This is a genomic window from Pseudomonas sp. MM213 (assembly GCF_020423045.1).
GTDB lineage: Bacteria > Pseudomonadota > Gammaproteobacteria > Pseudomonadales > Pseudomonadaceae > Aquipseudomonas > Aquipseudomonas migulae.
Map to the genome: position 1 here is coordinate 1,135,240 of NZ_CP081943.1, position 26,205 is coordinate 1,161,444.

Consider the following 26,205-nt stretch of genomic DNA (forward strand, 5'->3'; position numbering starts at 1 on the left):
GCGAAGCTTTTTAAGGTTCACACCAGATAATTCTTCAACTCTCGGGCAATCACCATCCGCTGAATCTCGCTCGACCCTTCATAAATCTGCGTGATCCGCGCATCCCGGTAGTAACGCTCCACCGGGTAATCCTCCAGATACCCGTACCCGCCATGGATCTGCATCGCTGACGAGCAGACCTTCTCAGCCATTTCCGAGGCAAACAGCTTGGCCTGCGAAGCCTCCGACAGACACGGCTTGCCGGCACTGCGCAACCGCGCGGCGTGCAGGATCATCAACCGTGCAGCGTTGAGTTGCATGTGCATGTCGGCCAGCATATTGGCGATGCTCTGGTGCTCGATGATCGGCTTGGCGAACTGCACGCGATCACGGGAGTAGGCCAGTGCCGCTTCGAATGCGGCACGCGCGATACCCAAGGCCTGCGCGGCGATGCCGATGCGTCCGCCTTCGAGGTTGGAGAGGGCGATGGCCAGGCCTTTACCGCGTTCACCCAACAGATTGGCTTCGGGGATGGTGCAGTTGCTCAGGGTCACCGCGCAGGTATCGGAGGCGCGAATGCCCATCTTGTGTTCGGTGCGATCAACGATGAAACCGGCGGTATCGGTCGGCACCAGAAACGCCGAGATGCCACGCTTGCCCAGGTCCGGATCGGTCACGGCAAACACAATCGCCAGTTTCGCCCGTTTACCGTTGCTGACGAATTGCTTGGCGCCGTTGATCACCCACTGGCCGTCGCGCAGTTCGGCGCGGGTACGCAGGTTATGCGCCTCGGAACCGGCTTGCGGCTCGGTCAGGCAGAAGCAGCCGATGGCCTTGCCGCTGGCCAGATCCGGCAACCAGGTCTGTTTCTGTTCGTCGGTGCCGTAGTTCATGACCGGCCCGCAACCCACGGAATTGTGGATGCTCATCAGTGCGCCCGTGGCACCGTCGCCGGCGGAAATCTCTTCCACCGCCAGGGCGTAGGCGACGTAATCGACATAAGTGCCGCCCCATTCCTCGGGCACCACCATGCCCAGCAGCCCCAGTTCGCCCATCTTCGCCACCAGACCGTCATCGATCCAGCCGGCCTTTTCCCAGGCTTGCGCGTGGGGCGCGATTTCGCCGCGGGCAAAGTCCCGGGCCATGTCGCGGATCATGACTTGCTCTTCGCTCAATTCGATATCGTGCATGGCTCAGCTCCCGCTCCGGTCAAACCCTGTGAAAAAACTCGCGACGTGTGCGGCGTCCAGCGCCTGCAAGGTCGGCGGGTTCCAGCGCGGGGTCTTGTCTTTGTCGATCAGCAAGGCGCGCACGCCTTCGATCAGGTCGCCGCGCTCGAACCACTGACGGTCCAGGTGCAGCTCCAGGGCAAAACAGTCTTCCAGACTCAGGTGCCGACCGCGCCGCAGCATTTCCAGGGTCACGCCCATGGCCAGCGGTGAACGGCTTTGCAGCAGGTCGGCGGTGGTGGTCGCCCATTCATGGCTGTCGGCAACCGTGACGTTGCGCAGTTGTTCAACAATACCCGGCACATCGGGCAGGGCGAAGAAGTGATCGATAGCCGGGCGCAGCGCTTCCAATGGCGCGTCCGGCAGTTGCTGCACGGCGAGTCGGGCCAGCAGGCCTTGCAGGTCCTTGAGCGGCGTGTCGTGCCATTCCAGCTGATCGAGTTTTTCGTCCAGCGTCGCCAGTTTGCTGCTGTCCAGATACCAGTCGGCCAGGCCGCAATAGAGCGCATCCGCCGCACGGATCTGCACGCCGCTGACGCCCAGGTAGATCCCCAGTTCACCGGGGATGCGCGGCAGGAAGTAGCTGCCACCGACGTCCGGGAAATAACCGATGGCCACTTCCGGCATCGCCAGGCGGCTTTTCTCGGTGACCACGCGCAGGTCGGCGCCTTGCACCAGGCCCATGCCGCCACCCAGGACGAAGCCGTCCATCAGGGCGAGAACCGGTTTGCGGTAATGGTGAATCGCGAGGTCGAGGGCGTATTCCTCGACGAAGAAGTCTTCGTGCAGGGTGTCGCCGTTTTTGAAGCTGTCATACAGCGAGCGGATGTCGCCGCCGGCACAAAAGGCTTTTTCGCCGGCACCGCGCAAGACCACCGCGTGAATGTTCGAGTCCTGCGCCCAGGCGTCAAGCTGACGCTGCAGATTGCGCACCATGTCGAGGGTAATGGCATTGAGGCCGGCGGGGCGGTTGAGGGTCAGGTGACCGATATGGTTGCGAACCTCGGCCAGCACGTCGTTTTGCGTGGCATCCATGGACGAAGTCCACTTCGATGAAACCTGAGCAGTCATCACTAACTCCCTGCTTTTATTGTTCTTTATAGAGAAGCTCGCGCGCGAGCGATGCTGGATCGTAACAGTGCAAATTTGCCTAGTACAACCCGGATATGTGCAGGTCTCGTGTGCATTTTTGTAATAGCGCTGAAGGATTTCCCTCTCAAGACCACCGCGGGACGCGCTCACGACCGAATCGGCTGTGAAAACAGCCTTATCAGCGCAATCGGGGCGTCTGGAGCGGCCCTTACGACACCTGCAACAGGTTATCTGTTGGCATTCTGGCCGTGCTTTTGAAGCCGTCTGTGCCGAGGGTTTCAGGCTGGAGGCCGCAACGTGCGGCCCCTCGAACAAAACAATAAGAACGCTGTTGCGGCTTGTGCCGCACCGACTCTCTGTTCCTGCCCATAAAGGCGGTCGGGTTCGCCAGGCCGCGATAACTCCAAACAAATCGGGACTCAAGAAGATGAATATCAAATGGCTGACTTTGCCGACACTCGCGCTGCTGTGCTGCACCACCGGCGCCCATGCCAAGGAATGGAAAGAGCTGCGATTCGGCGTCAACCCAAGCTACCCGCCTTTTGAGTCAACCACCGCCGATGGCGGCGTGCAGGGCTTTGGCGTGGACCTGGGCAACGCGATCTGTGCCGAGCTGAAACTGACCTGCGTGTGGGTCAGCAATGATTTCGACGGGCTGATTCCAGCCCTCAAGGCCGGCAAGTTCGACGCCATCGAATCGTCGATGACCGTGACCGAGCCGCGCAAAAAGCAGATCGACTTCACCGACCGCCTGTACGCCGGGCCGACCGCCATCGTTACACGCAAGGACTCTGGGCTGCTGCCCACCGCCGAGTCGCTGCGGGGCAAGACCATCGGTTACATGCAGGGCACGATTCAGGAAACCTACGCCAAGGCCAAACTGGGGCCGGGTGGCGTGAAGCTGCGCGCTTATCAGAATCAGGATCAGGTGTACGCCGACCTGGTTTATGGCCGTCTCGATGCGTCGATCCAGGACAAGCTGCAAGCGCAGATGAGCTTCCTCACATCGCCACAGGGGGCTGACTTCCAGAACAGCGAAGGCATCAGCGACCCGTTGGTGCCGTCGGAAATCGCCATCGGCGTGCGCAAGGACAACGAAGAACTCAAAGGCATGCTCAATGCCGCCATCAAGGCCCTGCACGACAAGGGCATCTACGCACAGATCCAGCAGAAGCATTTCGGCGATCTGGACCTCTACAACAACTGATCCTCGCGCCCCAAGACGCTGTGCCGTGAACCGGCACAGTGTTTCATCGTGGGCGCCTCAAGACAGGTGACTGGCGTGAATTCCTTCCTGAATCTGATCGGGCTCGATGTTTCGGCCCTGCAAGGCTATGGCCCATTGTTGCTGCACGGCACCTGGGTCACGCTGAAACTGTCGGCGCTCTCGCTGCTGGTGAGCATGGCGTTGGGGCTGCTCGGCGCGGCGGCAAAGCTGTCGCCGCTGAAGCTGTTGAACCTGCCGGCAACCTTCTACACCACCTTGATTCGCGGTGTGCCGGACCTAGTGCTGATGCTGCTGATTTTCTACAGCCTGCAAGGCTGGCTGAGCAGCCTGACCGAAGCGATGGGCTGGCCGTACATGGAAATCGACCCGTTCGTGGCCGGGATTATCACCCTCGGGTTTATCTATGGCGCGTATTTCACCGAGACCTTTCGCGGGGCGATCCTCAGCGTGCCGCGTGGACAGCAGGAAGCCGCGGCGTGTTTCGGTTTGAACCGCTGGCAGCGGTTTCGCTTCGTAGTGTTTCCGCAAATGATGCGTTTTGCCTTGCCGAGCCTGGGCAACAACTGGCTGGTGTTGCTCAAGGCCACGGCGCTGGTGTCGATCATCGGCCTGTCGGACCTGGTCAAGGTCGCGCAGGAGGCCGGTAAAAGCACCTTCAACATGCTCGATTTCCTGCTGATGGCGGCGGCGCTTTATCTGCTGATCACCAGCGCGTCGAACTACGCCTTGCGTGTGTTGGAGCGACGTTACAACCAGGGCGTACGGGGGATGGCGCGATGATCGAGTTGATTGCCGAATACTGGAAACCCTTTCTGTTCAGCGACGGCGAGACCCTCACTGGCCTGGCGATGACCCTGTGGTTGCTGGTGGCGAGCATCGCAATGGGCTTTGTCCTGTCGTTGCCGTTGGCGATCCTGCGCACCTCGCGCTGGGGCTTGCTGCGCTGGCCGGTTCAGCTGTTTACCTACGTGTTTCGCGGTACGCCGCTGTATATCCAGCTGCTGATTTGCTACAGCGGGATCTACGGCATCGCGGTGGTGCGCTCGCAGCCGCTGCTCGAAGCGTTCTTTCGCGACGCGATGAATTGCACGCTGCTTGCGTTCACCCTCAACACTTGCGCCTATACCGTGGAAATTTTCGCCGGGGCGATCCGCAGCATTCCCTACGGTGAAATCGAGGCCGCCCACGCTTATGGCTTGAGCGGCTGGCGCCTGTACCTGCGACTGATCCTGCCCTCGGCGCTGCGCCGGGCGTTGCCGTATTACAGCAACGAAGTGATTCTGATGCTGCACGCGACTTCGGTGGCGTTCACCGCAACCATTCCGGACATTCTCAAAGTCGCCCGCGACGCTAACGCTGCGACCTTCATGACCTTTCAGGCGTTCGGCATTGCCGGCCTGCTGTACCTCGCGTTGTCGTTTGGCCTGGTCGGCGCATTTCGCCTCGCGGAAAAGCGCTGGCTGAGCTTTCTCGGGCCGACTCATTAATCCAATTATCCAGAGCAGCGCCGAATCGGGTGCTGCTGCAGGGGTGTCTGCATGTACAAACTCACGGTTGAAAATCTGTATAAACGTTTTGGTGACAATGAAGTGCTCAAGGGCGTCTCGTTGAATGCGCGGGCAGGGGACGTGGTGAGCATGATCGGCGCCAGCGGTTCAGGCAAAAGCACCATGCTGCGTTGCATCAATTTTCTGGAACGGGCGGACGAGGGCGCCATCGAACTCGACGGCGAACGGGTCATCACTCGCCCGGGTGCGGGTGGCATGCGCGTCGCCCATCCGGCACAGTTGCAGCGCTTGCGCACGCGCCTGGCGATGGTGTTCCAGCATTTCAACTTGTGGAGTCACCTGACCGTCCTGGAAAACATCGTGCTGGCGCCGTGCCGGGTGCTGGGCATCAGCCGCAAGGCGGCTGAGGAAAGTGCACGGGCTTATCTGGACAAGGTCGGCTTGCCGCAGCGAGTCGCCGATCAATACCCGGCGTTTCTGTCCGGTGGGCAGCAGCAACGGGTGGCGATTGCCCGGGCGCTGGCGGTGGAGCCGGAAATTCTGCTGTTCGACGAGCCGACCTCGGCCCTTGATCCGGAGTTGGTCGGCGAAGTGCTCAAGGTGATTCAGGCACTGGCGGAAGAAGGCCGGACCATGTTGATGGTGACCCACGAAATGGGCTTTGCCCGGCAGGTGTCGAGCCAGGTGTTGTTCTTGCATCAGGGGCGGGTCGAGGAGCAGGGTGATGCGACGATCCTCGACCGGCCAAACAGTGAACGTTTGCAGCAATTCCTATCGGGTCGTTTGAAGTGAGGCAAGACGTACATGGCGGATATCCGCGATCTGTCGATCGTGCTTGATCGTATCGATCAGGCAATCATTGAAGTGCTGCGCCATGAAGGGCGCATCACTTACCAAAAGCTTTCGGAGCGCGTGCACCTGACCCCCAGGCCATGCCTGGAACGGGTGCGCAAGCTTGAACAGCTCGGGGTCATTCGCGGTTACGGGGCGATCCTCGATGAGAAAAAACTGACACCGGGGCTGTCTTTGCTGGTGTTGGTGGCGCTGTCGAACCAGAGCGGTCGGGCGGCGCAAAAAGCCTTCGAAGCCAAGGTCCGTGCTTGCCCGCAGGTGCTGGAGTGTCGCTTGATCAGCGGCGCGTTCGACTACAGCCTGCGCATGCGTTGCCGCGACATGGAACATTACCGGGTGCTGACCGAAGTCTGGTTCGACGACCCGGAGTTGCACATCGACAAACTGGTCAGCCACCCGGAACTGGCGATGGTCAAGACCACGATGGAGTAGTGAACAAGCCAGTCCCCTGTGGGAGCGAGCCTGCTCGCGATTGCGGTATGTCATCCAGCAATAATGTTGTCTGACACACCGCAATCGCGAGCAGGCTCGCTCCCACATTTGGTTCTGGGTGTTTGCCGAATCGGCTGGAGGGGCCGGAATCTTCAGCCGTTTCCATCACCTTAAAAACCCTTATCAACCGGGTTTTCCCGCTCCCGAAACAGACAATGAGCCTCTCTCAACCCTCATTGAATCTGTGCCCATGCAAACCACCAATACCGTTTTGATGATTCGCCCGACACGTTTCTCTTTCAATCAGGACACGGCGGCGAACAACCGTTTTCAGCGCCCGGCCGCCGTGTCCGAAGACGTTCAGCTCAAGGCCCTGCAAGAGTTCGACGGCTACGTTGCCGCACTGCGCGGGCAAGGCGTCGAGGTCCTTGTGCACAACGACCTTGAAGCCCCGCACACGCCAGACTCGATCTTTCCCAACAACTGGTGGAGCAGCCACCCCGACGGCACGTTGGTGCTGTATCCGATGCAAGGCCACAACCGGCGCCTGGAGCGGGATAAAGGTGTGCTCGACTGGCTGCGCGACGAATACCGGGTCGAGCAGTTGCTGGACCTTTCCAGCCTCGAACAGCAGGAAGTCTTCCTGGAAGGCACCGGCAGCATGGTGCTGGATCGTCAGCAGCGGATTTGCTACGCCGGCTACTCCACCCGCACCCACGCCCGGGCGCTGGATGAGGTGGTCAACCATCTGGGTTACGAGCTGTGCGCGTTCACGGCGCAGGACCGTCAGGGCGTCGCGATTTACCACACCAACGTGATGATGAGCGTCGGTACGCGTCTGGCCATTGCCTGCCTGGCATCGGTCACGAACCCGAGCGAACGCCTGGCCCTGCGCTCGCGGCTGGAAGACAGCGGCAAGCAAGTCATCGCGCTGAACTGGAGCCAGTTGGAATCCTTTGCCGGCAACATGCTGGAAGTTCAAGACAGTGCGGGCGACCCCGTGCTGGTGATGTCACGTACCGCCTGGCAAGCGTTGGACACCCGCCAGCGTCGGTTGATCGAAGCCCACACCACGCCGTTGCCGGTGAACATCGACACCATCGAACGCATCGGCGGCGGCAGCGCCCGCTGCATGTTGGCCGAAGTATTCCTGCCCAAACACCTGACTGCCAAGGAGCAAGTGCGATGATCGTCCGTCCCGCCACACCGGCTGACCTGCCGGCACTCCTGGCCCTGGCTCATAGCGCCGGGACCGGTTTGACCACCTTGCCTGCCGATGCACCGCGTTTGCGCCAGCGTCTGGAATGGGCCGCGAAAACCTTTGCCGGCGACGCCGAGCGTGCCGATGCCGACTACTTGTTTGTGCTGGAAAACGACCAGCAAGAAGCGATCGGTATTTGCGCATTGGCCGGTGCCGTCGGCCTGCGCGAGCCCTGGTACAACTATCGAATGGGCTTGTTTGTCGCGGCGTCGAAAAACCTCGGGATCAATCAACAACTGCCGACGTTGTTCCTGGGTAACGACATGACCGGGCAATCGGAGTTGTGCTCACTGTTCCTGCACGCCGATCATCGCAGCGGCCTGAACGGGCGCTTGTTGTCGAAGGCGCGGTTCCTGTTTCTCGCAGAGTTCCGTCAGCACTTCGGCGACAAGGTCATTGCAGAGATGCGCGGCTACTCGGACGAAGCGGGCATTTCACCGTTCTGGGAAGGGCTGGGGCGGCACTTTTTCAAGATGGACTTTGCCGATGCCGATTACCTCACCGGCCTGGGCAACAAGACCTTCATCGCGGAACTGATGCCCAAGTTTCCGCTGCCGACCTGCCTGTTGCCGGAAGCAGCGCGCTCGGTGATTGGCCGCGTCCATCCCAACACCGAGCCGGCGCTGGGCATGCTTCAGGCGGAAGGATTCGAACACCGCGACTACATCGACATTTTCGATGGCGGGCCGCTGATTGAATGCGCCACCGCCGACATCCGCGCGGTGCGTGACAGTCAGGTACTGCAATTGAGCATTGGCACCCCCGGAGAACAGGCGGCGACTTACCTGATTCACAACCGCCAGTTTGCCGAGTGCCGGATTACCGCAGCACCGGCGCGGGTAGCGGCGGGCACGTTGATTGTCGATGCGCAGACTGCAAAAACGCTGGGGTTGAGTGCCGGTGCATCGGTGCGGGCAGTGAGTCTGGCAGTACCGGCCAAGCAATTATCTGCGGCTTGACTCGATCGTTCAGGAGCGAGACTGCTCGCTCCTGAAGGGGTCTGTAGGGAGTCAGGTTCTGCGGCTAAGGACTTCAGTGATACTGCGCCGTTTGGCATGCAACTCACTGGCTTGAATCAACTGCTCAAGGTCTTCGGGCGTGACGTCAAAGAAAGCTTCCATGTCCGCCAGCGCCCGTTTCAGATCCTGGGCAGTGATCGCCTGGCTGTCGATGGGCGGGTGATCGGCCGGCACCATCGGCACCGGTTCACTGGCGCGTCTTGGGTAACGAATGCGCGTCAGGTTGTTGTACGCCAGCGCACTGAGCAACATCGTCGAGGCACCGAGCATTACCGGGCCGAGGGCTTTCCAGTCCAGCGCGATGGTCGCCGGGTCTGCCAATACCAGCAGCAACGCCAAGGCACCGGCCGGCGGATGCAGGCAACGCAGCCAGCACATCAGGATCAGCGACATGCCTGCGGCCAGGCAAGCACTGCCAAGGGTTCGTCCGAGCACGTGGGCGACCAACAATGCGACCACCCCAGCGCTCAAGTAGCCGCCGAGAATCGACCAGGGTTGCGCCAATGCGCCGGAAGACACCGCGAACAACAGCACTGCCGAGGCGCCCAGCGGACCGATCAGGTGCTGCGCCACTTCGATGCCGAAAACCTGTGAGCACAGCCAGACGCTGAACATCGTACCGAGGGCCATGCCGATGGCGGCGCGGCTCCATTCAGAAGGTCGGGTATTGATGGCGGCGGGGAACCAGCGAGCAAACATGAGGTGAATGGTCCGTTGCAAAAGTCGAGGCAAAAAAAGGCTTAGCTGGGATACCCAGAAAGCCCTTGAAGTCGTTCCAACTATTGGGGGAGGAACGAGGCACAGTGTGCCGCTCATTCCAGACGGAGACAAATTCATATTAATGCAGTTTCAGTGCATTAATTTTGCTGTAAAGCCACCCGGCGTCCGCTCATGAAACACAGGAAACCGCCCATGGCGGTCAGCGCGCTCAGGGCATAAAACATCGTCGGCGCCGGGGTGTGCATCAACAGGAAACCGCAAATCACCGGGCTCAGGGCACCGCCCAGGGCCGCCAGGTTTTGCGCGCCGTAGTAACTGCCGCGCAGCTCTTCCGGGGCCAGGGTGTCGACGAACAGGAATTCGGCGGGGTAAATGATCATTTCGCCGAGGGTGAAGATGAACATCGCGACGCACCACGACACCAGGCTATCCGCCAGACTGAAGCCGATCAGGCCGAGGATGAACAGGCTGGTGCCACCGGCAATCCAGTAGCGCAGTTGTTCACGCTTGAGGAAACGGCCGATCTGGTATTGCAGCAGGATCACGCTGATGGCGTTGCAGGCGAGCAGGGCGGCCATGGTTTCCAGGGCGCGTTTGGAGTCCTGGGTCACCAGCAGGTATTGCGACAGGTACAGGGTGAAGCGCCCATGGACCACGGTGCTGAGCAGGCAGCCGCAGGTGAACATAATCAGCGTGCGGTCGTTTTTCAGGGTGATCAGGGTTTTCAGAAAGCTTTGCGGCTGGCCGATCGCGGGTGTCTGGCTCGAATCTTTCGGGATCCCGCTCATCAAAAAGATGCTGAAAAACGCAATGCCGCCGGCAATCAGGAACGGCGCAATCGGGTAGACACCGGCGATGACTACGCCGAGCATCGGCCCCGTGGCGTAACCGATGTTGGTCAGGGTGTAGCGCAGGGAAAAGGCCTTGGCGCGCTGGCCCATGGGCAGGTTTTCGCTGAGGATCGCCTTCGAGCCGATCAGGAACAGCGCCGAAGCGGTTTCGGTGATCACCAGGGTCAGGGTGGTCAGGTAGAGGTTTTCGGCGAAGGTCAGCAGCACGAAACCGATGGCGCTGGAGAGCATGGCGAGGATCAGCAGCCGGCGCTTTTCCAGGCGGTCGATGATGTAGCCGCCGTAGAGCGCAAGCAGGGTGGCGATGAACACCGCGATGCCCAGCAGCAAACCAACGTCCTGTTGGTTGAGGCCCAGTTTGTTGCTCAGGAACAACGTGAGCAACGGGCTGGTGATGGCGCGGCTGACGACGATGGTCAGCGATACGATCATCAACCGGCGGATAACAAGCGAGTAAGTGGCCACGGTGGGGCAAATGTCCTTATTCAGATTTCAGGGTGTTCGACGGTGTACCGTGTCGCGCCATTCGCGGGCAAGCCTCGCTCCTACACGGTTGCGCTGCCCCTGTAGGAGCGAGGCTTGCCCGCGAAGAGGCCCGCGCAGACAACGCAAAATTCAACTCAACCACCGATCCAGCGCAGCCACCGATTCCAGCGTTTCCAACCGCCACAACTGCCCGATCAGTTCCTCTGCCTGCAACCTCGGCATCACCCGCACCGCCAGACTGAAAAACTTCTGTTCCAACGCGTCATCACTCAACGGATTGCCCGGCGCACCCAGTGGCGGGTCGACGCACAGGCTCGCCTGCCGACCGTCCACCGTCCGCACGCTCACCACGGGCTCGCCATCCTCTGACAGTTGCGGGTCCACTACAAGACGAATGCGCGACATCCACAGCGCAATCTGTGGAACACGCCGTTGCTCGTCGTCATACGCCTCCAGCCGGCAATGCCCATGGACCAAGCGTGCGGCGAGGGCGTACGGCAAGCTCATCTGCGCCGCCGCGAGGCTGCTCACCTCCTGAGCGCCGCACATGTCTTGCAGAAACCCGCACAGCGAAACCTCAAGGTCTTCAACCTGATCGACATCCACCTGCAGTTGATCCAGCAACAACCCCAACGCGTCGATGGCCGAATGCGTGCCACGGCATGAGGCGTACGGCTTGATCGAACAGCGGGCGAGCTTCCACACGACGCCCAGGCCGGCATCCAGTGCCTCCGGTTGTGCCGTCCCGCCGGCCAGGGTTTTCAGGAAACCGCCCCAGACATCATCGAACAGCTTCGACGGCCCGGTGATGCCTTGCTGCGCAAACCGTGCCGCCAGCAATCCACCTTCGGCGGCGCGCCCGCTGTGCAGTTTTTTACTCTGCGAGCCGTCGTGGATGAAGGCCCACAAGCCGCCGCTGAAACTGCCCGCGATACCGAGTGCCGAGAGCATTTGTCCGGCGTTCAAACCCAGGATGCGTGCACTTGCCGCCGCTGCGCCAAACACGCCGCAGGTGGCGGTGGAATGCCAGCCGGCGCCGTTGTGCGCCGAATAACCGCCACAGGCTTCGAGCACGCGGCGGCCGACTTCGTAACCGATGACCACCGCCGTGATGAACTCGCGACCACTGACAGGCCGCGTGGACATCGAAACAGCGGCCATCACCGCCGGCAGCACCACCGCGCCGGAATGGTCACAGCCACCGGTGTCATCCAGTTCCAGCGCATGCGCGGCGACGCCGTTGAGCATTGCAGCCTGAGCGGCGCCGACCTGCAGGTCCGCACCCCAGACCAGCGTGCCGCCGATTTCACCCGCGAACACCAGGCGCGCCTGTTTCGCCACATCACTATCAGCCCCGGCCAGCGTCGCGCCAAAGGTGTCGAGAATGTGCCGTTTGGCTTGTGCAACCAATGCCGGGGGCAAGTCTTCAAATCGTGTGTCGACGCAAAACTGCGCCAGTCGTTGCAAACGCTCGGTCATAGGAGGTAGTCCCGATAATGCCGTTCGTACACTGACGCCGGGTGATCCTCGGTCACAGGCGTCGCGGAATCGGCCCACCACTGAGCGACTTCGGCTCCGGTGGCGATCCACACGTCGTTGTGTTGCTGAATGCCCTGCAGCAATTCGCGCAACACGCCGATCCGTCCCGGCGTGGCAACGATCTCCGGGTGCAAACGCAGCACGTAACACAGCCCGAAGCGGTGAAACCCTGCAAAGTCCATTTGCAGGTTGCCCAGGGTGTGGCTGTAAGAGGCGATCCGTGATTGCGCCGGCGGCACCGCCGGGCTCAGGTTGAACGCGAAGTAGGGTTCGTCTTCCAGCTCGTAGTGCAAGGGCAGTTCAATCACCTGCGGCGCAGTGGGATGCGCGAACGGCAAATCATCGCCGCGCCACGAGGATGACCAATGAATGCCCTGATCCCTCAGCGCCTCGATGAACCCCGGCGCGCCATTGCCGGCGGGGATGCGAAACCCCGTCGGACGCTGGCCGGTCAATGTTTGCAGAGCCTCGCAGCCGGCGGCAATTTCGGCGCTCTGCTGTGCCAGATCGAGGGTGTCGTAGTTTTGATGGCGATACCCGGCGCAGGCAATTTCATGCCCACCGGCCTGGATCGCCTGAAGGTGTTCGGGGTTTTCTTCGGCGACGATGCCAGGGATAAACCAGCTGCTGCGAACCCCCAGTTCCTTGAACAAACCCAGCAGACGCTCGACGCCGCGCTGGCTGCCGTAACGCCATACAGACAGTGTCTTGTCGCGCCCGGCGACTTCCGGCGCCTGGGTGAGAATCCCGTGAATGTCGTTGTAATCGACGGTCAGCACCACGGCGCAGCGATAGCCGTCGGGCCAGACGATGGAATCAGCCATGGTGATGCTCCTTCAGCCACCACTGGGCGACGTCGCGGCAAGTGGCAAACCACACGTCGTCGCGCTGACGCATGTGTTCGAAAAGTTTTTCCAGCAACAGGATGCGCCCCGGTTTGCCGGTGATCTTGGGGTGGAACAGGGTGGTCAGGCACAACCCCTCATTCATGGCGCCGTCGTACTCGCGGCACCAGTTGTCCAGGGTCAGCTCATAGCTGGCCGTGCGGTCCAGTCCCGAAGGAAAGTCCGGCGCGCGGGTGTAGGCGAGGGAGGCGTAGTCGTCCATTTCCCAGCGACCGGGGATTTCCACCAGTGGCGTGTCGAACCCCGGCACGTTCACCAGGTACGGTCGGTCGTCGCCGCGCATGCTGCTGGAGTAGGTCACGCCGGCTTCCACCAGCATCGCCGGGGTCTCGGCGCGCCAGTCGCCGGACGGCGTGCGGAAACCTTCGGCGCGGATGTTCAGGTGTTTCCAGAACACCTCGCGGGATTTCTTCATCACGTCCTTTTGCTGGTCCAGCGTCAGGGCGTAAAAGGATTCGTGTTTGTAGCCGTGGTACGCCACTTCATGCCCGCGCTCGACAATCGCCTGGCACTGTTTCGGCCAGTTCTCCACGACCCAGGCCGGAACGAAAAACGTGGTCGGGATGCGGAATTCGTCGAGCAGGTCGAGAATCCGTGGCAGCGCCCGGTAAGGGCCGTAACCACCAAAACCGAAGTACTCGGGCTTGTGCCAGATCGAGCCGTTGAGCATCGCATCGCCGGTGGGGCCGTCGAGGTCGAAGGCCAGGGCAAGGCAGGCCTTGTGCTGGTCGGGCCAGGTTGGGGAGGACGACATCGTTGGTGCTCCGTTCTCAATAGTCGAAACGCAACCAAACCTGTAGGAGCCGGCTTGCTGGCGATGGCGGTGTGTCAGCCAACATTCATAGCGACTGATCCACCGCTATCGCCAGCAAGCCGGCTCCTACAGGGCAAGCATTACTTGCCGGCGTTGATGGTTGCCGTCTTGATTGCGCCCAGCTCCAGGTCCCATTTTTTCAGGATGGTCTGATAGCTGCCGTCATCGATCATGCTCTGCAACGCAACCTTCACCGCTTCGCTCAGCTCAGGCTTTTTGTTGCTCAGGCCCATGCCGGAGAACTGCACGGAAATCGGCTGGCCGACCGTTTTGTACATGTCCTTTTCCTGAGTCTTCAGGTACGACAAGGTCTCGCTGCCTTGCATCGCGGCATCGATACGGCTCTGACGCAGTTGCGCACGGGCATCCGCCGAGCCTTCGGTGCCGATCACCACGATGGCCGGTTTGCCGGCGGCTTCGCAGTTGGCCTTGCTGTATTCAGCGATTTCCGCCGGGAACGTGGTACGGCGGCTGGTGCCGACTTTCTTGCCGCACAGGTCGGTGATTTCGTTGAAGTCCTTGTTCTTCTGCAGGGTGTAGAACTGCGGACCGCTGGTGAAGTAGTCGACGAAGGTCACGCTGGCCTGACGCTCTTTGGTGTCGGTCATGCCCGACAGCACCATGTCGACGCGGTCGGTGGTCAGGGCGTTGATCATTTGCTCGAAGCCGGTTTCCTGCCATTTGATCTTCACGCCCAGACGTTCGGCCAGGGCGTTGCCCAGATCAACGTCCACACCGGTGAGGGTATTGGTGGCCGGGTCCTTGAAATCCATCGGCGGGTAGTTCGGCATGATCGCGACGACGATCTCGCCTTTTTCCTTGATGCTGGCCGGCAATTCGGCGGCGAAGCTGACGCTGGATGCCATCAGGCCTGCGAGTACTGCTGGGATTACGATGTTCTTCATGGTCGTTCTCTTATGTGTGTTGTTACGCCAGCCGGCGCTTAGGTTCGAACGGCAGAAATGAAGCTTTGGGTGCGCGGGTTTTGCGGACTTATTAGTATTTCTTCGGGGCTTCCTGCCTCCACGATCTGCCCGCCGTCCATGAACACCATGCGGTTGGATACTTCGCGAGCGAAGCCCAGTTCATGGGTGACGACGATCATGGTCATGCCGGATTGCGCGAGATCGCGCATCACCGACAGCACCTCACCGACCAGTTCCGGGTCGAGTGCCGAAGTGGGTTCATCGAACAGCATCAGCTTGGGCCGCATGGCCAATGCGCGAGCAATGGCGACACGTTGTTGCTGACCACCCGAAAGCTCGATCGGGTAGCTGTTGCGCTTGTCGGCCAGGCCGACGCGGGCGAGCAGTTCCAAGGCTTCTTCGTGCGCCTCCTTGGGCGAACGCTTGAGCACCTGGCACGGCCCTTCGATGATGTTTTGCAGCACAGTCATGTGCGGAAACAGGTTGAAACGCTGGAACACCATGCCGGTGGCCAGGCGTTGACGGGCGATCTGCGACTCGTTGAGTTCGTGCAGTTTGTTGCCGACGATGCGGTAACCCACCAGCTCGCCATCGACCCACAGGCCGCCCTTGTCGATCTTTTCCAGCTGGTTGACGCAACGCAGCAAGGTGCTTTTGCCGGACCCGGACGGGCCGATGATGCACAGCACTTCGCCTTGCTCGACTTCGATGTTGATGTCCTTGAGGGCGTGGAAATGGTCGTAATACTTGTTCAGGCTCACGGCCTTGACGATGCTTCTCATGTTCGACTCCTCAAGAACGCTTGCCGGCGCCGCGAGCGAAACGACGCTCCAGACGGCTTTGACCAAAGGACAGCACGGTGACCGTGGCCAGGTACCAGATACCCGCGACGATCAGCAGCTCCATCACCCGGGCGTTGGCGTAGTAGATGTTCTGAGCGTTGTAGAGCAGCTCCGAGTACTGGATGACGCTCGCCAGCGAGGTCATTTTCACCATGCCGATAAACTCGTTGCCGACCGGTGGAATGATGATCCGCATGGCCTGCGGCAGGATGATCCGGCGCAGCGCTTGCAGGCGTGGCATGCCGATCGACTTGGCGGCTTCGTACTGCCCGGTGTCCACCGACAGCAGACCGGCGCGCACCACTTCAGCGGTGTAGGCGCCCTGGTTGATGCTCAAGCCGAGGAGGGCGGCCACGAACGGCGTCATCAGGCTTACGGTGTCCATTTCGAACACGCCGGGGATGCCGATGGTGGGAAAAATCAGCGCCAGGTTGAACCACAACAGCAGTTGCAGGATCAGCGGCGTGCCACGGAACAGCCAGGTGTAGGTCACCGCCACGTAGCGCAGGATCGGGTTGGCCGACATGCGCATGATCGCCGTGATCACCCCGAACACAATGCCCAGCCCCATCGCCAGCACGGCCATGACGATGGTATTGAGCAAGCCCCACATGATCGCCTGGGACGTGAGGAACTGGCCGATGTACGACCACTCGATCTTGCCTTCGGCGAAGGCCCGCACCAGGCCGATGATCGCGATGACGATGACCGTGGCGAAAAAGATCCGCCCGTAGTAACGCCGTGGCACGTGATCGTACTGGGTGATATCGAACTGGTTTTCCGCCAGTTTGCGCTCCGCCTGGAGTCGTTCTGCCTGAGTCTGGCTCATGTTGTTTCTCCGAACACTGGTATTACAGGTCAAACACAATTCCCTGTAGGAGCGAAGCTTGCTCGCGAAAGCGGTGTGTCATTCACCACTGATGCTGACTGACATGGCCTCTTCGCGGGCAAGCCTCGCTCCTACAAGGGATCTGCGTTGTCTATCAGAGGCGGAAGCCCTGATAGTTCTCGGTCCATTCGTGTTGCGCGGCGAGGGCGGTCTTCAACCGGCCGATCTGCTCGCGTACCTGCTGCGGCGCCGTACCACCCCAACCACTACGGGCGGCGATGGCGGCTTCCAGCGTCAGGCTGTCGCGTACTTCCGGGGTCAGGCGCGAATCGATCTCGGCCAACAGTGCCGGCGAGGCTTCCCACAACTCGATGTCGTGTTTCTCACAGGCCTGAACCAGCGCGCCGGTGATTTCATGGGCTTCCTTGAACGGCACGCCGCGCACCGCCAGCCAGTCGGCCACTTCGGTGGCGAGGGTGAACCCGAGCGGTGCCTGACGGCGCAACTCTTCAACGTTGACCTTCATGGTCGCGACCATCCCGGCCATGGCGGGCAGCACCAGCAGCAAGGTGTCGACGCTGTCGAGCACGCCGTTCTTGTCTTCGCTCAAGTCGCGGTTATACGACAGCGGCAGGGATTTCAGGGTGGAGAGCAGGCCGGTGAGGTTACCGATCAGGCGACCCGCCTTGCCCCGGGCCAGCTCGGCAATGTCCGGGTTTTTCTTCTGCGGCATGATCGAGCTGCCGGTGGCGTAGGCATCGTCCAGTGCGACCCAGCGAAATTGCCGCGAAGACCACAGGCAGAATTCTTCCGCGAGGCGGGAAATGTTGATCCCGAGCATGCTGGCGATAAACAGGAACTCGGCCACGTGATCGCGGCTGGCCACGGCGTCGATGGAGTTTTCGCACACGCCGCTGTAACCCATTTCCTTGGCCGACTGTTGCGGCAGGCGCGCGATGGCGGAACCGGCCATGGCGGCGGCGCCGAGTGGCGACAGCGAGGTGCGGATGTCCCAGTCCACCAGCCGTTGCACGTCACGCAGCATCGATTGGGCGTGAGCGAGCAAGTGGTGAGCAAAGACGATCGGTTGCGCCTGTTGCAGGTGAGTGAAACCGGGGCAGATGCTTTCGATGTGTTGTTCGGCCTGGTCGACCAGCGCTTGTTGCAAGGCCAGCACTTCGACGGCCAGGGTCCGCACGTGGTCCCGCAGGAACAGACGCAGATCGTTGGCGGTCTGGTCGTTGCGCGAACGGCCGGCGCGCAGCTTGCCGCCCAATGGGCCGAGGCGCTCGGTCAGCAGGCGTTCGATGAAGGTGTGGACGTCTTCGTCATCCAGCGTTGGCGCGATGCTGCCGGCTTTGAAGTCAGCGCCGATACCTTCCAGCGCGGCCAGCATGGTGTGGGTTTCCTGCTCGCTCAACAGCCCGGCGCGCTGCAGTTCACGGGCATGGGCCTTGGAACCGGCGAGGTCATACGGGGTCAGGCGAAAGTAGCGCTCAGGGCAACGGGACAGGGCCGCCAGGGCTTCGGATGGGCCGCTTTTGAAGCGGGCACCCCAGAGACGGTCGGTGGTTTGAGACATTGTTGTTTTCCTCGTCGGTAAAGCGAACTGAAATTGATGCGCAGAGCCGGGAAGACCCGCCGGAAATAATTCGGGCGTGGTTCGGCCTAAGCAGTTTTCAAGAGGGCAGTTGCAGCGTTGCGAGAGCTGATCGAAGTGTCAGCTTTTAGTAGTTCGAAATCAGTGAGTTGGCACTGAAGTACGGGGATTATTAGCGGTTGCCAAGCCTGGTTTTCTGTGTTCATTATTATTGGCCAGCTATGTTTTTGTTGTTGGGCACAGGTTGTTGAATAGCGCGCCAGAGGTAAATAAGCATTATGGAAACCCCACTTTCCAATTCCGGAAACCCGGCGCCAAAAACGGCGCATCGGGCGCCACTGGCCCTCAGCGGGCTGGATTTCAAACTGCTCAAAGTGTTCAAGGCCGTGGTCGAGGCCGGTGGTTTCAGTGCGGCGCAGAACGAGCTGAATGTGGGGCTGGCGGCCATCAGCAAACAGATCTCCGACCTTGAAATTCGCATCGGCATGCGCTTGTGCACCCGAGGTCGCGAGGGCTTTCATCTGACCGAAGAAGGCCGCCTGGTGTATCAGGCGTCGATTGATTTATTTGCCTCGGTCGACAACTTTCGCGACAGGCTTAGTTCAGCGCAGAACGAACTCATTGGCGACTTGGGTGTGGGCGTTATTGATAACACTATTTCCGATCTTAATTCGCCGTTAGTTGCAGCGCTTAGACGGATAAATGAAGAGTCGCCTAAAGTAAGGTTTCAACTTCAGGCGTCACAACTGGATGAAATTGAAAGAGGGGTCGTAGAGGGGCGCCTGGTGGCCGGTATCGTGCCGGTTTATCAGAAACGCGAAGAGTTCGACTATTACACGCTGTATGAAGAACGCTCGCAGGTTTACTGCGCGATCGGCCACCCGTTGTTCTCGGTGCCGGACGCAGAAATCGGCAGCAATGTGCTCAAGGATTACGAGTGCATCAACCACCGCTACGCGATCCATCGCGACAAACTGAATTTTGCCCGGTACGACAGTTTTTCCGCCTCGGCGACCCAGGTGGAAGCCGTGGCGCTGCTGATCAAGACCGGGCGTTTCGTGGGTTTTCTACCGCAGCATTACGCCGCGTCGATGGTCGCCCAAGGGCAGTTTCGCGCGGTGCGGCCGGACCTCATTCACATCAGCACACCGTTCAATCTGATCCTGCGTCACAACACCGTGCGCAGTCCGTTGGTGAAGGCGTTTGCCCAGGCGTTGGGCGTTGATTTGAAGGTGCCGGTTCAAGGCTGAATCGCATCGCACAACGGCGCTCGCCGGGTAAACCGTGGGCGACTTCGTCGTTTAAAACCTGGGTTAAACGCGGGCCTGTTTCAGCAGGGCTCAATGTTGCAAAGCCCATGCGCCGATAAAACAGTTCATTCCACGGCAAGTCGCGGAACGTGGTCAAAGTCAGACCGGCGAGTTCTTGCCCGCGAGCGTATGAAACAGCGGTTAACAGTAACTTTCGACCAATGCCCCGGCCCTGAAATGGCTGGCTGACCGACAGTTCCTGAATATGCAGTTGGTTGTCGATTTCCCGCGCAGCGAGAAAACCTGCAAGTACACCTTCCGCCGATTGCGCCACCCAAACCTGCTCCGTCTCGATAGCCCGTTGATGGTGTTCGGCATCGGGCACAGGGCTGTCGGCCAGCCAGGACAATGAAGGCTCGGCGCGAAACAATTCAGCGGCGCAACGTTCGATGTCGGGGAGGGCGGGGGCGTCAGTAATCAAGGCGCGGCGTAAAGTAATTGTCATGTCTGTCACAGGTAGGAACTGCCGAAGGTTCGGGCTGCGTTCGGTGATGGGTTGGTGGGCAACGATTGGAAATGGTCCTCATCACGGTTGTCACCTTTCATGCGCGACGTTTGTCGGTCGGATTCAAGCGCTGCACCTCGGCAAAAATCTCGGTGATCGGTCGGCGCGGCTGGCGTTTGTGCAGGGCGCGAACCTGTAGGCTCATCCGAACGAGTTCTTCACTCGGTTTCGCCCAGTGCTCTTTCGGCAGCGGCTCGGACCATTCGCGCATTACATCGGGCATGGCCTGCGGACCCATTTTCTGCAGGCGGCGGACTTCCCATTCTACGAGGTGGTTCGGAATCGTCCACAAGGTCATGACGTGGTACAGGTACCAGAAGAAACCTGAAATTCGGTTGCGCTGGCCGTCGCGCATTTGTTGGTGCAGGCGCGCGCGGGCGTTGTGGAAGGTGTGCAGGCCTTCGCGGGGCGGGTCGTCGGGGCCTTGCAGGTCTTGCAGGTCCTGGATGGATTTGAGGTCGTGGATTTCGTGTTCCATATAGCCGCGTATCGCTTCCCAGTGGCTGATGGCCAAGGAGAGGCCGAAGCAGGGGAATTCGACGCTGGTCAGGGTCTCGCCATGCTGGAAACCGATGCCCATGCCGTATTGGCGATGGATGCCGTATTGGGTGGCGCCTTGGGCTTCGATGACCCACGCGGAGAGGGATTCCCAGGGGACGAAGACGGGTTCGGTGGCGTTTTCGGGCATGAAACAGACTTCGCGGCGTTGGCGGTTGAAGCGGGTGGGGATGATGGTGAGGCGTTTTTTGTGGTTGTGGTGCCAGACGGCCAGGCCGATGAGCAGAGAAAAAAATGCGGTTAAGAGTCCGAGTTCTGAAGCAGCGAAAAAAACATCTACCGCAAACTCCCATGAGTAAAGCCACTCGTACCCAAGAACGAGACCAAAACAAAAACTAAAGAGAGGTAAAAGGAAAATGAACATCCAGGCGCCGGTGAATGGCCCGCCTAATATGACCTGCCATGAAAAAATCTGCGGCGATCCCAATCCGAAATCGATGTACACGTCATTCAGTTCCCCAATATGAGGGCCATGCGGTGGCATGGCCGTCGGCAAGGGCAACGGCGCGAGATAAGTGATCCTACCGCTGGGAAACGGCTCGACATCACCGGCGTTGCGGGATTGCGCAGCAACCGGGTCAGGCATGGGAACATCACTCTTTGTGGGCATGGTCAGCCATCTCCAGCAAATGGGTTTCAACCAGTAACAGCGGCAGATGCTCGCTGATGGATTGCAGCGGCAGGACCGGGAAACGCCCCTCATACCCAATAGGGACACGAAACTTGTTTGCCTTTGAACGCTTGGGTTTCACCTTAAAAAAGACACTCATGCGCGCTGCTTGCCCGTGGCATTCAAGCGCTGCACTTCCGCGAAAATCTCGGTAATCGGTCGGCGTGGCTGGCGTTTGTGCAAGGCGCGAACCTGGGCGCTCATCCGAACGAGTTCTTCGCTGGGTTTCGCCCATTGCTCTTTCGGCAGCGGCTCGGACCATTGGCGCATGACGTCGGGCATGGCCTGCGGGCCGATTTTCTGCAGGCGGCGTACTTCCCATTCGACCAGGTGGTTGGGAATCGTCCAAAAGGTCATGACGTGGAACAGGTACCAGAAAAATCCCGATAGCCAATTGCGCTGGCCGTCGCGGATTTCCCGGTGCAGGCGTGCGCGGGCGTTGTGGAAGGTGTGCAGGCCTTCGCGGGGCGGGTCGTTTGGGCCTTGCAGGTCTTGCAGGTCCTGGATGGATTTGAGGTCGTGGATTTCATGTTCCATGTAGCCACGGATCGCTTCCCAGTGGCTGATGGCCAAGGAGAGGCCGAAGCAGGGGAATTCGACGCTGGTCAGGGTTTCGCCGTGCTGATAGCCGATGCCCATGCCGTATTGGCGGTGGATGCCGTATTGGGTGGCGCCTTGGGCTTCGATGACCCAGGCAGAGAGGGATTCCCAGGGGACGAAGACGGGTTCGGTGGCGCCTTCGGGCATGAAGCAGATTTCGCGGCGTTGGCGGTTGAAGCGGGTGGGGATGATGCTGAGGCGTTTTTTGTGGTTGTGGCGCCAGACGGCCAGGCCGATGAGTAGGGAGCAAAAGCCACTAAATAGCGCGTAGCCATAACTTGCATCATAGACGCCGAGTATCGAGTCCCAGATTTCTACTTGGCTGTAACCGAAAACGACCCCGAGGAATCCAGCAACTAGTGGTGGTAGAAAAGCGAGCATTAAAGTGCCGCTGAATGGTCCGCCTAATGTTACTTGCCACATAAACACTTGAGGTGATCCGAGCCCGAAATCCATGTACACCTCATTCAGTTCCCCGATGTGAGGGCCATGCGGTGGCATGGCTGTCGGCAAGGGCAGCGGCGCGAGATAGGTGATCCTGCCACTGGGAAACGGCTCGACATCACCGGCGTTGCGGGACGGTGCGGGGATCGGGTCAGGCATTGGGGCATCACTCTTGGTGGGCATGATCGGCCATCTCCAACAGATGGGTTTCAACCAGCAGCAACGGTGGATATTCGCTGACGGATTGAGGCGGCAGTACCGGGAAACGCCCTGTACTGTGAGGATTGATCCGAATGAGTTGAGTCCGTGGCTCCCAGATCCCCTTGGCGTTCAGGGTTTCGATACAGACCGCCAGCTCCAGCGTTTCAACCGCCGGGGTAAACTCGGCGTCCGGATTCAGTGGGTAGCGCAGGCATAGCACCAGCCGATCCGGTGCTGCTTGCACGAGGCGCAGACTCGCCACTACCTCATCGCTGATCACTTCCTTGCGTTCTTGCGGCACACCACGGCTGTGGAGAGGTACAGAAAGACGGCGGGCTCCGATCCCCAGACGATGAATCGGTTTGCCGCTGAGAGGCGGTTGGAAGTCGCTGAGATTGAACCTCGGCAGGACCAGATGAATGTCGCTGGGCTTGGCTTTCAGCAGCAGGTTTTTCAACCACGAGTCATGTTCGTTCGGACCCAGTTGTGCATACGGCGCGTTGATCAGGTAGTCCAGATAGCGCCGATATTCATCCAGTGTGTGGTTACCGCGATGATCGGCATCCAGGCTCCAGGGTGTGGTTTTCAACCATTTATCGTGGGCGCTGAGGTTGAAGCGGTTGAAAAGCCAGGTGCCCCCAAACTCCAGAACAGTGAACAGAGCACCGGCCAGATTAAAGCGGAAGAACACGGTAGATAGTCTTGTTCCCGCTGCGGCCCAGGCGGCTTTTCTAGCTGCGGAGTTTCCAGCTATCGCGACGGTATAACCCGCGTGCAAGGTGTGGCCCAAGCCGTAGGCGTTAGCAGCCGTCATGCCACCTGCGCCCAAAGTGGCAAGTGCTGCGCCAATCTGTTCGGCGCGATCTCCGGTCCGTGTCGCCTGCTGCCATTTCTGCCGTTGGGAATGGAGGCTGATGGCTGAAGAGGCAAAACCAAAAAGGTAAGTAAAGAACCCCAGCCCCACATGCATCTTCCCCATCGACACCTGCACATTCTGCAACGCATGATGTTGAAGCCCGGCCACGAGCTCAGCGCTACGCGCCTTCAGAGCGGTATCCGCCAGACTTTGCGCGGCCGTAAATCCCGCCGCTCCCGTAGCAGTCAAAGCTCCAAAGAATTCGTCCCGTTTCTTGGGGTTTTTGGTCTGACTCATCATCTCTCTATAAACCGAAACCAAATTCACCCCCTGCACCAAAAACACCAACAACCCCATCCCCTCGCTCCGAATCAACTGCCCATTCGGCACCGAGCTCACCCCAATCCGAATGTCCTTCAGCAAACTCCGCACCTCCAGCTGCTGCGCCGGTGGAAACACCGCCGTCACACCCGCCCGGGCCTGCGTCGCGCCGTACAGCCGAACCGACTGATCCGGCAGTTCCGCAATCGGGCTCAGCGCCCCGGCCAATCGCCCTTCGAGCTGGGTCAACTGCCCGCGCACCCGCACGATTTCGCCCTGCAACTCCACCGCCCGCGGCGTTTTGTGGCCCTGGCGGTTTTTGTTGTGGGTGAGCTGGTTGCGTTCGCGGGTCAGGGTTTTCAGGTAGTCGCGCTCCTTCAGCAGTTCCTTGAGGGTGGTTTGCAGCACCGCGTGTTCCGCCGGGCTGGCGACGGTGAAGGTCACGCCGGTGGTTTTCGCGGCGTCGAGGATGCGACCCGACAGCGCCTTGGGCAGTTGCCGGAACAGTTCGTCGAGGTCGGGGATTTTCTCGCCCGTCAGGTCGAACCCTTCCAGCGCGCGGTTCAAGCCCAGGTTCAGTGCGGGGCTGAGGCTGTGCTGGGCGGCATCGGCGACCGCGCGGGTGGGGTCGGGCAGGTCGTCGAGCGCCGGCAAACCCAGCTGTTCGATCTTGTTCAACTCGGCCAACCAGTGCGGCAAGTTGTTGAACACACCCATGCCGGCGTTGAACAACGTTGCGTATTGCGCGGCCTTTTCCGGTTGCAGGCGCAGGGGCAAGGTGTAGAACAGTGGCCGTGTCAGTTCCGGGTGTTCCTCCAGATAACCGAGCAGGATGTCGCTGGCGTGGTCGCTGCGGCAGATGTCTTTGAGGCAGGCGTATTCGGCGGTGAAAGCCTGATGCAGTTGCTGTTGATCCTGCGCGTCGTAGTACCAGGCCGAACGGTGGAAGCGACCGGCACCCACCAGCATCGTGCGGTCGGCGGTGATGCGATCGAGCATCCGGTTCCAGCGGCTGAGGTCGTCGCGATGCTGAGACAGCGCCGCGTCCATGGCCGGGCGATCGATCAAATCGTTGACCCCGCGTTTGCCACTGAAACTGGAACCTTCGAGCACGTCCGTTATGCGCTTGTCTTGCTCATGGCCGAGTTTGATCAGGGTATCGAGGTGACGCTCGACGAAATCCTTGGGGGCAACCTCGAAATGCTGGCGCGTGTAGTAACGGCGATCAGCCTCGTCACTGGCGCGGCCGTGGGCGGTGAAGTCGGGTGTGGCGCCTTGGTATCTGGCGAATTTAAACGCCTCGGCATGGGCGTCTTTGCGCAATTGCTCCAGTTCCGGGGGCGTTGCTACGCCTGCAGGCTCGACCTTGCCACCCTTGTTCAAATAATCCAGCAAGGCTTGGCGGGTGTGTTCCTGATCCGGTTCCGGCAACTGCTCCAGATCGGCGAACAAGGCCTGCACGCTCGGGTTGCCGTCAGCCTTGGCCAGCCCGCCGATATCCCCGGCACTTAGCCGGCTCAGGGATTCGATGTAAAAGGCCAGCAAGTAATCGCGCTCGTTGGCGTCGGCATTGCTCCAGTCGTCGACCCAACCGACGACAGTGTCTTGATACTCGGCCAGATCACGCAACACGCCGAGGTCATCCTGCACCACCAGGAACAGCGTGTCGTCCTGATAAGGCCCGCGCACCTGGCCCAGAAACTCGCCGATATGCGCCTCGCGAAAGCGCCGCGGCTGCTCCCACAGATAGGGTTCACGTTCGTGCTCGGGGGCGTCGCTGACCTGCACTGTCGGCAATAAAACCGCGTCCGGCGGCGACTCGGCTGCCTGTTCAGTGCGGTCTTGTACGGCTTGCGCCTGCCGGGCCGGGGCGGTCGCAATCTCCGCCAGCCACTGTTTGCCTTGCTCGACCGTCAGCAAGTGCGTGCCACCGGTTTCGCAATCCACCGGGCCGAGATCGACGACCTGCATGAAGTGTTCGCGTTCCTCACGACTGTCGAGGACCTGGGCGCATTTCGCCGCTGTCCACTGCACTTCAGCGAAGGTCACGTACAGCGTGCTGCGCCTTGAAAAAATCAGCGCTGGACGTTCCTCGATGGGCGTGCGCTGATCACTGCCGACCTTATTGCCCTTGTGCAGCAGGGCGCTGATCAAGCCGTTGTGCACCTGATATTCGTGGAGTTCACCGGTCGCGCTGTCGATCACATACAACCAGCCATCGCGCAGCATACGAATGCCCAACGGACGGGCCGTCAGGGCGTAGGGTAATTTCAGTTCAGAGCCGGGATCGAGGGGCTTTTCCACCAGGCCATAGCGCAGGGGTAGCAACTGCACATGGGTTTTGCGCAGAGGGCAGGCTCCGGGGGAACCAATGGCGGTTTTCGAGGCGGCCGCCGCCGCAAGGTTGGCAGGGTGGGTCATGGGTGACCCGCCGAAGCCACTGGCGTGAAAGTGCTGAGCATCCACAGGTCCTTGTGTCTATTTCAAGACTCAGGACTTTGCGTGGATCAACCGATTGGTTGATGTCAGGCGATTCGATAATTGGCGTAGGACGGCTCCGTGAAGTCGTAATCTGCGGTCAGGTGCCGACTGCCTTCGTCACAAGACGCATGGTTGTAAGAGCGGTCT

At 60.3% G+C, this 26,205-nt stretch carries 24 protein-coding genes; 8 read left to right on the forward strand and 16 right to left on the reverse strand.

Going from position 1 to position 26,205, the window contains the following annotated elements:
• Nucleotides 1-17: 17 nt before the first annotated feature.
• Together K5R88_RS05120 and K5R88_RS05125 are read right to left on the reverse strand one after the other, a co-directional pair.
• Nucleotides 18-1,169 carry an acyl-CoA dehydrogenase family protein gene (locus tag K5R88_RS05120; protein ID WP_008026512.1) on the reverse strand — a complete coding sequence of 384 codons (1,152 nt, stop codon included), beginning with the start codon at nucleotides 1,167-1,169 and terminating at the stop codon, nucleotides 18-20.
• 3 nt (nucleotides 1,170-1,172) lie between these two features.
• Complete coding sequence (locus K5R88_RS05125; RefSeq protein WP_008038371.1) at nucleotides 1,173-2,279, reverse strand: enoyl-CoA hydratase/isomerase family protein; 1,107 nt, start codon at nucleotides 2,277-2,279, stop codon at nucleotides 1,173-1,175.
• Between the two features lie 448 nt (nucleotides 2,280-2,727).
• Here K5R88_RS05125 and K5R88_RS05130 point away from each other — a divergent pair, with 448 nt between their 5' ends.
• The 7 genes from K5R88_RS05130 (at nucleotide 2,728) to astA (ending at nucleotide 8,540) form a co-directional block, all read left to right on the forward strand.
• Entirely contained in the window at nucleotides 2,728-3,507 is a 780-nt protein-coding gene (locus K5R88_RS05130) for a transporter substrate-binding domain-containing protein (RefSeq protein WP_008026508.1), read from the forward strand.
• 75 nt (nucleotides 3,508-3,582) lie between these two features.
• Nucleotides 3,583-4,308: an ABC transporter permease gene (locus tag K5R88_RS05135; RefSeq protein WP_008038374.1), complete on the forward strand. Its 726-nt coding sequence runs from the start codon at nucleotides 3,583-3,585 to the stop codon at nucleotides 4,306-4,308.
• On the forward strand, nucleotides 4,305-5,015 hold the full coding sequence (locus tag K5R88_RS05140; RefSeq protein WP_008026504.1) for an ABC transporter permease: 711 nt from the start codon (nucleotides 4,305-4,307) through the stop codon (nucleotides 5,013-5,015). The genes K5R88_RS05135 and K5R88_RS05140 overlap by 4 nt, the downstream gene beginning before the upstream one ends.
• A 51-nt stretch (nucleotides 5,016-5,066) precedes the next feature.
• Nucleotides 5,067-5,828 carry an ABC transporter ATP-binding protein gene (locus K5R88_RS05145; protein ID WP_008038375.1) on the forward strand — a complete coding sequence of 254 codons (762 nt, stop codon included), beginning with the start codon at nucleotides 5,067-5,069 and terminating at the stop codon, nucleotides 5,826-5,828.
• Between the two features lie 12 nt (nucleotides 5,829-5,840).
• Nucleotides 5,841-6,320, forward strand: a complete 480-nt coding sequence (locus tag K5R88_RS05150) for an Lrp/AsnC family transcriptional regulator (RefSeq protein ID WP_008026500.1) — start codon at nucleotides 5,841-5,843, stop codon at nucleotides 6,318-6,320.
• A 250-nt stretch (nucleotides 6,321-6,570) separates the two neighbouring features.
• Nucleotides 6,571-7,509, forward strand: a complete 939-nt coding sequence (gene ctlX / locus K5R88_RS05155) for a citrulline utilization hydrolase CtlX (protein ID WP_226299351.1) — start codon at nucleotides 6,571-6,573, stop codon at nucleotides 7,507-7,509.
• Complete coding sequence (gene astA, locus K5R88_RS05160) at nucleotides 7,506-8,540, forward strand: arginine N-succinyltransferase (protein ID WP_008038379.1); 1,035 nt, start codon at nucleotides 7,506-7,508, stop codon at nucleotides 8,538-8,540. The genes ctlX and astA overlap by 4 nt, the downstream gene beginning before the upstream one ends.
• Before the next feature lie 51 nt (nucleotides 8,541-8,591).
• Here the strand turns inward: astA and K5R88_RS05165 are convergent, their stop codons facing one another.
• From K5R88_RS05165 to argH, 9 genes are all read right to left on the reverse strand, one after another.
• Nucleotides 8,592-9,299, reverse strand: a complete 708-nt coding sequence (locus tag K5R88_RS05165) for an HPP family protein (protein ID WP_223479986.1) — start codon at nucleotides 9,297-9,299, stop codon at nucleotides 8,592-8,594.
• 158 nt (nucleotides 9,300-9,457) lie between these two features.
• On the reverse strand, nucleotides 9,458-10,636 hold the full coding sequence (locus K5R88_RS05170; RefSeq protein ID WP_223414286.1) for an MFS transporter: 1,179 nt from the start codon (nucleotides 10,634-10,636) through the stop codon (nucleotides 9,458-9,460).
• A gap of 150 nt (nucleotides 10,637-10,786) precedes the next feature.
• A complete protein-coding gene (locus tag K5R88_RS05175; protein ID WP_226299352.1) occupies nucleotides 10,787-12,136 on the reverse strand; it encodes an MmgE/PrpD family protein in 1,350 nt (449 codons plus the stop codon).
• Entirely contained in the window at nucleotides 12,133-13,020 is an 888-nt protein-coding gene (locus K5R88_RS05180) for a polysaccharide deacetylase family protein (protein WP_226299353.1), read from the reverse strand. Before K5R88_RS05180 ends, K5R88_RS05175 begins: the two co-directional genes overlap by 4 nt.
• The gene (locus tag K5R88_RS05185; RefSeq protein ID WP_008038392.1) at nucleotides 13,013-13,855 is read right to left on the reverse strand and encodes a polysaccharide deacetylase family protein; all 843 of its coding nucleotides are present in this window, start codon (nucleotides 13,853-13,855) and stop codon (nucleotides 13,013-13,015) included. Before K5R88_RS05185 ends, K5R88_RS05180 begins: the two co-directional genes overlap by 8 nt.
• A gap of 140 nt (nucleotides 13,856-13,995) precedes the next feature.
• Nucleotides 13,996-14,820, reverse strand: coding sequence for an ABC transporter substrate-binding protein (locus tag K5R88_RS05190; RefSeq protein ID WP_008026483.1), 825 nt, complete (start codon nucleotides 14,818-14,820; stop codon nucleotides 13,996-13,998).
• Between the two features lie 38 nt (nucleotides 14,821-14,858).
• Nucleotides 14,859-15,623 (reverse strand): amino acid ABC transporter ATP-binding protein, encoded by a 765-nt coding sequence (locus tag K5R88_RS05195; protein ID WP_008026481.1) that lies wholly within the window; start codon nucleotides 15,621-15,623, stop codon nucleotides 14,859-14,861.
• Between the two features lie 10 nt (nucleotides 15,624-15,633).
• A complete protein-coding gene (locus K5R88_RS05200) occupies nucleotides 15,634-16,512 on the reverse strand; it encodes an amino acid ABC transporter permease (RefSeq protein WP_008026479.1) in 879 nt (292 codons plus the stop codon).
• 154 nt (nucleotides 16,513-16,666) lie between these two features.
• Nucleotides 16,667-18,094, reverse strand: coding sequence for an argininosuccinate lyase (argH, locus tag K5R88_RS05205; protein WP_192227226.1), 1,428 nt, complete (start codon nucleotides 18,092-18,094; stop codon nucleotides 16,667-16,669).
• A 296-nt stretch (nucleotides 18,095-18,390) separates the two neighbouring features.
• Here argH and K5R88_RS05210 point away from each other — a divergent pair, with 296 nt between their 5' ends.
• The gene (locus K5R88_RS05210) at nucleotides 18,391-19,362 is read left to right on the forward strand and encodes a LysR family transcriptional regulator (protein ID WP_223451360.1); all 972 of its coding nucleotides are present in this window, start codon (nucleotides 18,391-18,393) and stop codon (nucleotides 19,360-19,362) included.
• Here K5R88_RS05210 and K5R88_RS05215 read toward each other — a convergent pair.
• The 5 genes from K5R88_RS05215 to K5R88_RS05235 form a co-directional block, all read right to left on the reverse strand.
• Nucleotides 19,265-19,867, reverse strand: a complete 603-nt coding sequence (locus K5R88_RS05215; RefSeq protein ID WP_226299354.1) for a GNAT family N-acetyltransferase — start codon at nucleotides 19,865-19,867, stop codon at nucleotides 19,265-19,267. The two genes, K5R88_RS05210 and K5R88_RS05215, sit on opposite strands and share 98 nt — an antisense overlap.
• A 97-nt stretch (nucleotides 19,868-19,964) precedes the next feature.
• Complete coding sequence (locus K5R88_RS05220; RefSeq protein ID WP_226299355.1) at nucleotides 19,965-21,071, reverse strand: hypothetical protein; 1,107 nt, start codon at nucleotides 21,069-21,071, stop codon at nucleotides 19,965-19,967.
• A gap of 7 nt (nucleotides 21,072-21,078) precedes the next feature.
• The gene (locus tag K5R88_RS05225) at nucleotides 21,079-21,255 is read right to left on the reverse strand and encodes a hypothetical protein (RefSeq protein WP_226299356.1); all 177 of its coding nucleotides are present in this window, start codon (nucleotides 21,253-21,255) and stop codon (nucleotides 21,079-21,081) included.
• Entirely contained in the window at nucleotides 21,252-22,358 is a 1,107-nt protein-coding gene (locus K5R88_RS05230; RefSeq protein WP_226299357.1) for a hypothetical protein, read from the reverse strand. Before K5R88_RS05230 ends, K5R88_RS05225 begins: the two co-directional genes overlap by 4 nt.
• A 7-nt stretch (nucleotides 22,359-22,365) precedes the next feature.
• Entirely contained in the window at nucleotides 22,366-25,998 is a 3,633-nt protein-coding gene (locus tag K5R88_RS05235; RefSeq protein ID WP_226299358.1) for a toxin VasX, read from the reverse strand.
• Between the last annotated feature and the right edge of the window lie 207 nt (nucleotides 25,999-26,205).

Coding starts and splice junctions, on each gene's coding strand:
- K5R88_RS05175 (WP_226299352.1), bottom strand. CDS start 12,136: ATGACCGAGCGTTTGCAACGACTGGCGCAGTTTTGCGTCGACACACGA.
- K5R88_RS05145 (WP_008038375.1), top strand. CDS start 5,067: ATGTACAAACTCACGGTTGAAAATCTGTATAAACGTTTTGGTGACAAT.
- K5R88_RS05120 (WP_008026512.1), bottom strand. CDS start 1,169: ATGCACGATATCGAATTGAGCGAAGAGCAAGTCATGATCCGCGACATG.
- K5R88_RS05190 (WP_008026483.1), bottom strand. CDS start 14,820: ATGAAGAACATCGTAATCCCAGCAGTACTCGCAGGCCTGATGGCATCC.
- ctlX (WP_226299351.1), top strand. CDS start 6,571: ATGCAAACCACCAATACCGTTTTGATGATTCGCCCGACACGTTTCTCT.
- K5R88_RS05210 (WP_223451360.1), top strand. CDS start 18,391: ATGGAAACCCCACTTTCCAATTCCGGAAACCCGGCGCCAAAAACGGCG.
- K5R88_RS05200 (WP_008026479.1), bottom strand. CDS start 16,512: ATGAGCCAGACTCAGGCAGAACGACTCCAGGCGGAGCGCAAACTGGCG.
- K5R88_RS05195 (WP_008026481.1), bottom strand. CDS start 15,623: ATGAGAAGCATCGTCAAGGCCGTGAGCCTGAACAAGTATTACGACCAT.
- K5R88_RS05125 (WP_008038371.1), bottom strand. CDS start 2,279: ATGACTGCTCAGGTTTCATCGAAGTGGACTTCGTCCATGGATGCCACG.
- argH (WP_192227226.1), bottom strand. CDS start 18,094: ATGTCTCAAACCACCGACCGTCTCTGGGGTGCCCGCTTCAAAAGCGGC.
- K5R88_RS05130 (WP_008026508.1), top strand. CDS start 2,728: ATGAATATCAAATGGCTGACTTTGCCGACACTCGCGCTGCTGTGCTGC.
- K5R88_RS05165 (WP_223479986.1), bottom strand. CDS start 9,299: ATGTTTGCTCGCTGGTTCCCCGCCGCCATCAATACCCGACCTTCTGAA.
- K5R88_RS05220 (WP_226299355.1), bottom strand. CDS start 21,071: ATGCCTGACCCGGTTGCTGCGCAATCCCGCAACGCCGGTGATGTCGAG.
- K5R88_RS05185 (WP_008038392.1), bottom strand. CDS start 13,855: ATGTCGTCCTCCCCAACCTGGCCCGACCAGCACAAGGCCTGCCTTGCC.
- K5R88_RS05180 (WP_226299353.1), bottom strand. CDS start 13,020: ATGGCTGATTCCATCGTCTGGCCCGACGGCTATCGCTGCGCCGTGGTG.
- astA (WP_008038379.1), top strand. CDS start 7,506: ATGATCGTCCGTCCCGCCACACCGGCTGACCTGCCGGCACTCCTGGCC.
- K5R88_RS05215 (WP_226299354.1), bottom strand. CDS start 19,867: ATGACAATTACTTTACGCCGCGCCTTGATTACTGACGCCCCCGCCCTC.
- K5R88_RS05140 (WP_008026504.1), top strand. CDS start 4,305: ATGATCGAGTTGATTGCCGAATACTGGAAACCCTTTCTGTTCAGCGAC.
- K5R88_RS05150 (WP_008026500.1), top strand. CDS start 5,841: ATGGCGGATATCCGCGATCTGTCGATCGTGCTTGATCGTATCGATCAG.
- K5R88_RS05225 (WP_226299356.1), bottom strand. CDS start 21,255: ATGAGTGTCTTTTTTAAGGTGAAACCCAAGCGTTCAAAGGCAAACAAG.
- K5R88_RS05230 (WP_226299357.1), bottom strand. CDS start 22,358: ATGCCTGACCCGATCCCCGCACCGTCCCGCAACGCCGGTGATGTCGAG.
- K5R88_RS05235 (WP_226299358.1), bottom strand. CDS start 25,998: ATGACCCACCCTGCCAACCTTGCGGCGGCGGCCGCCTCGAAAACCGCC.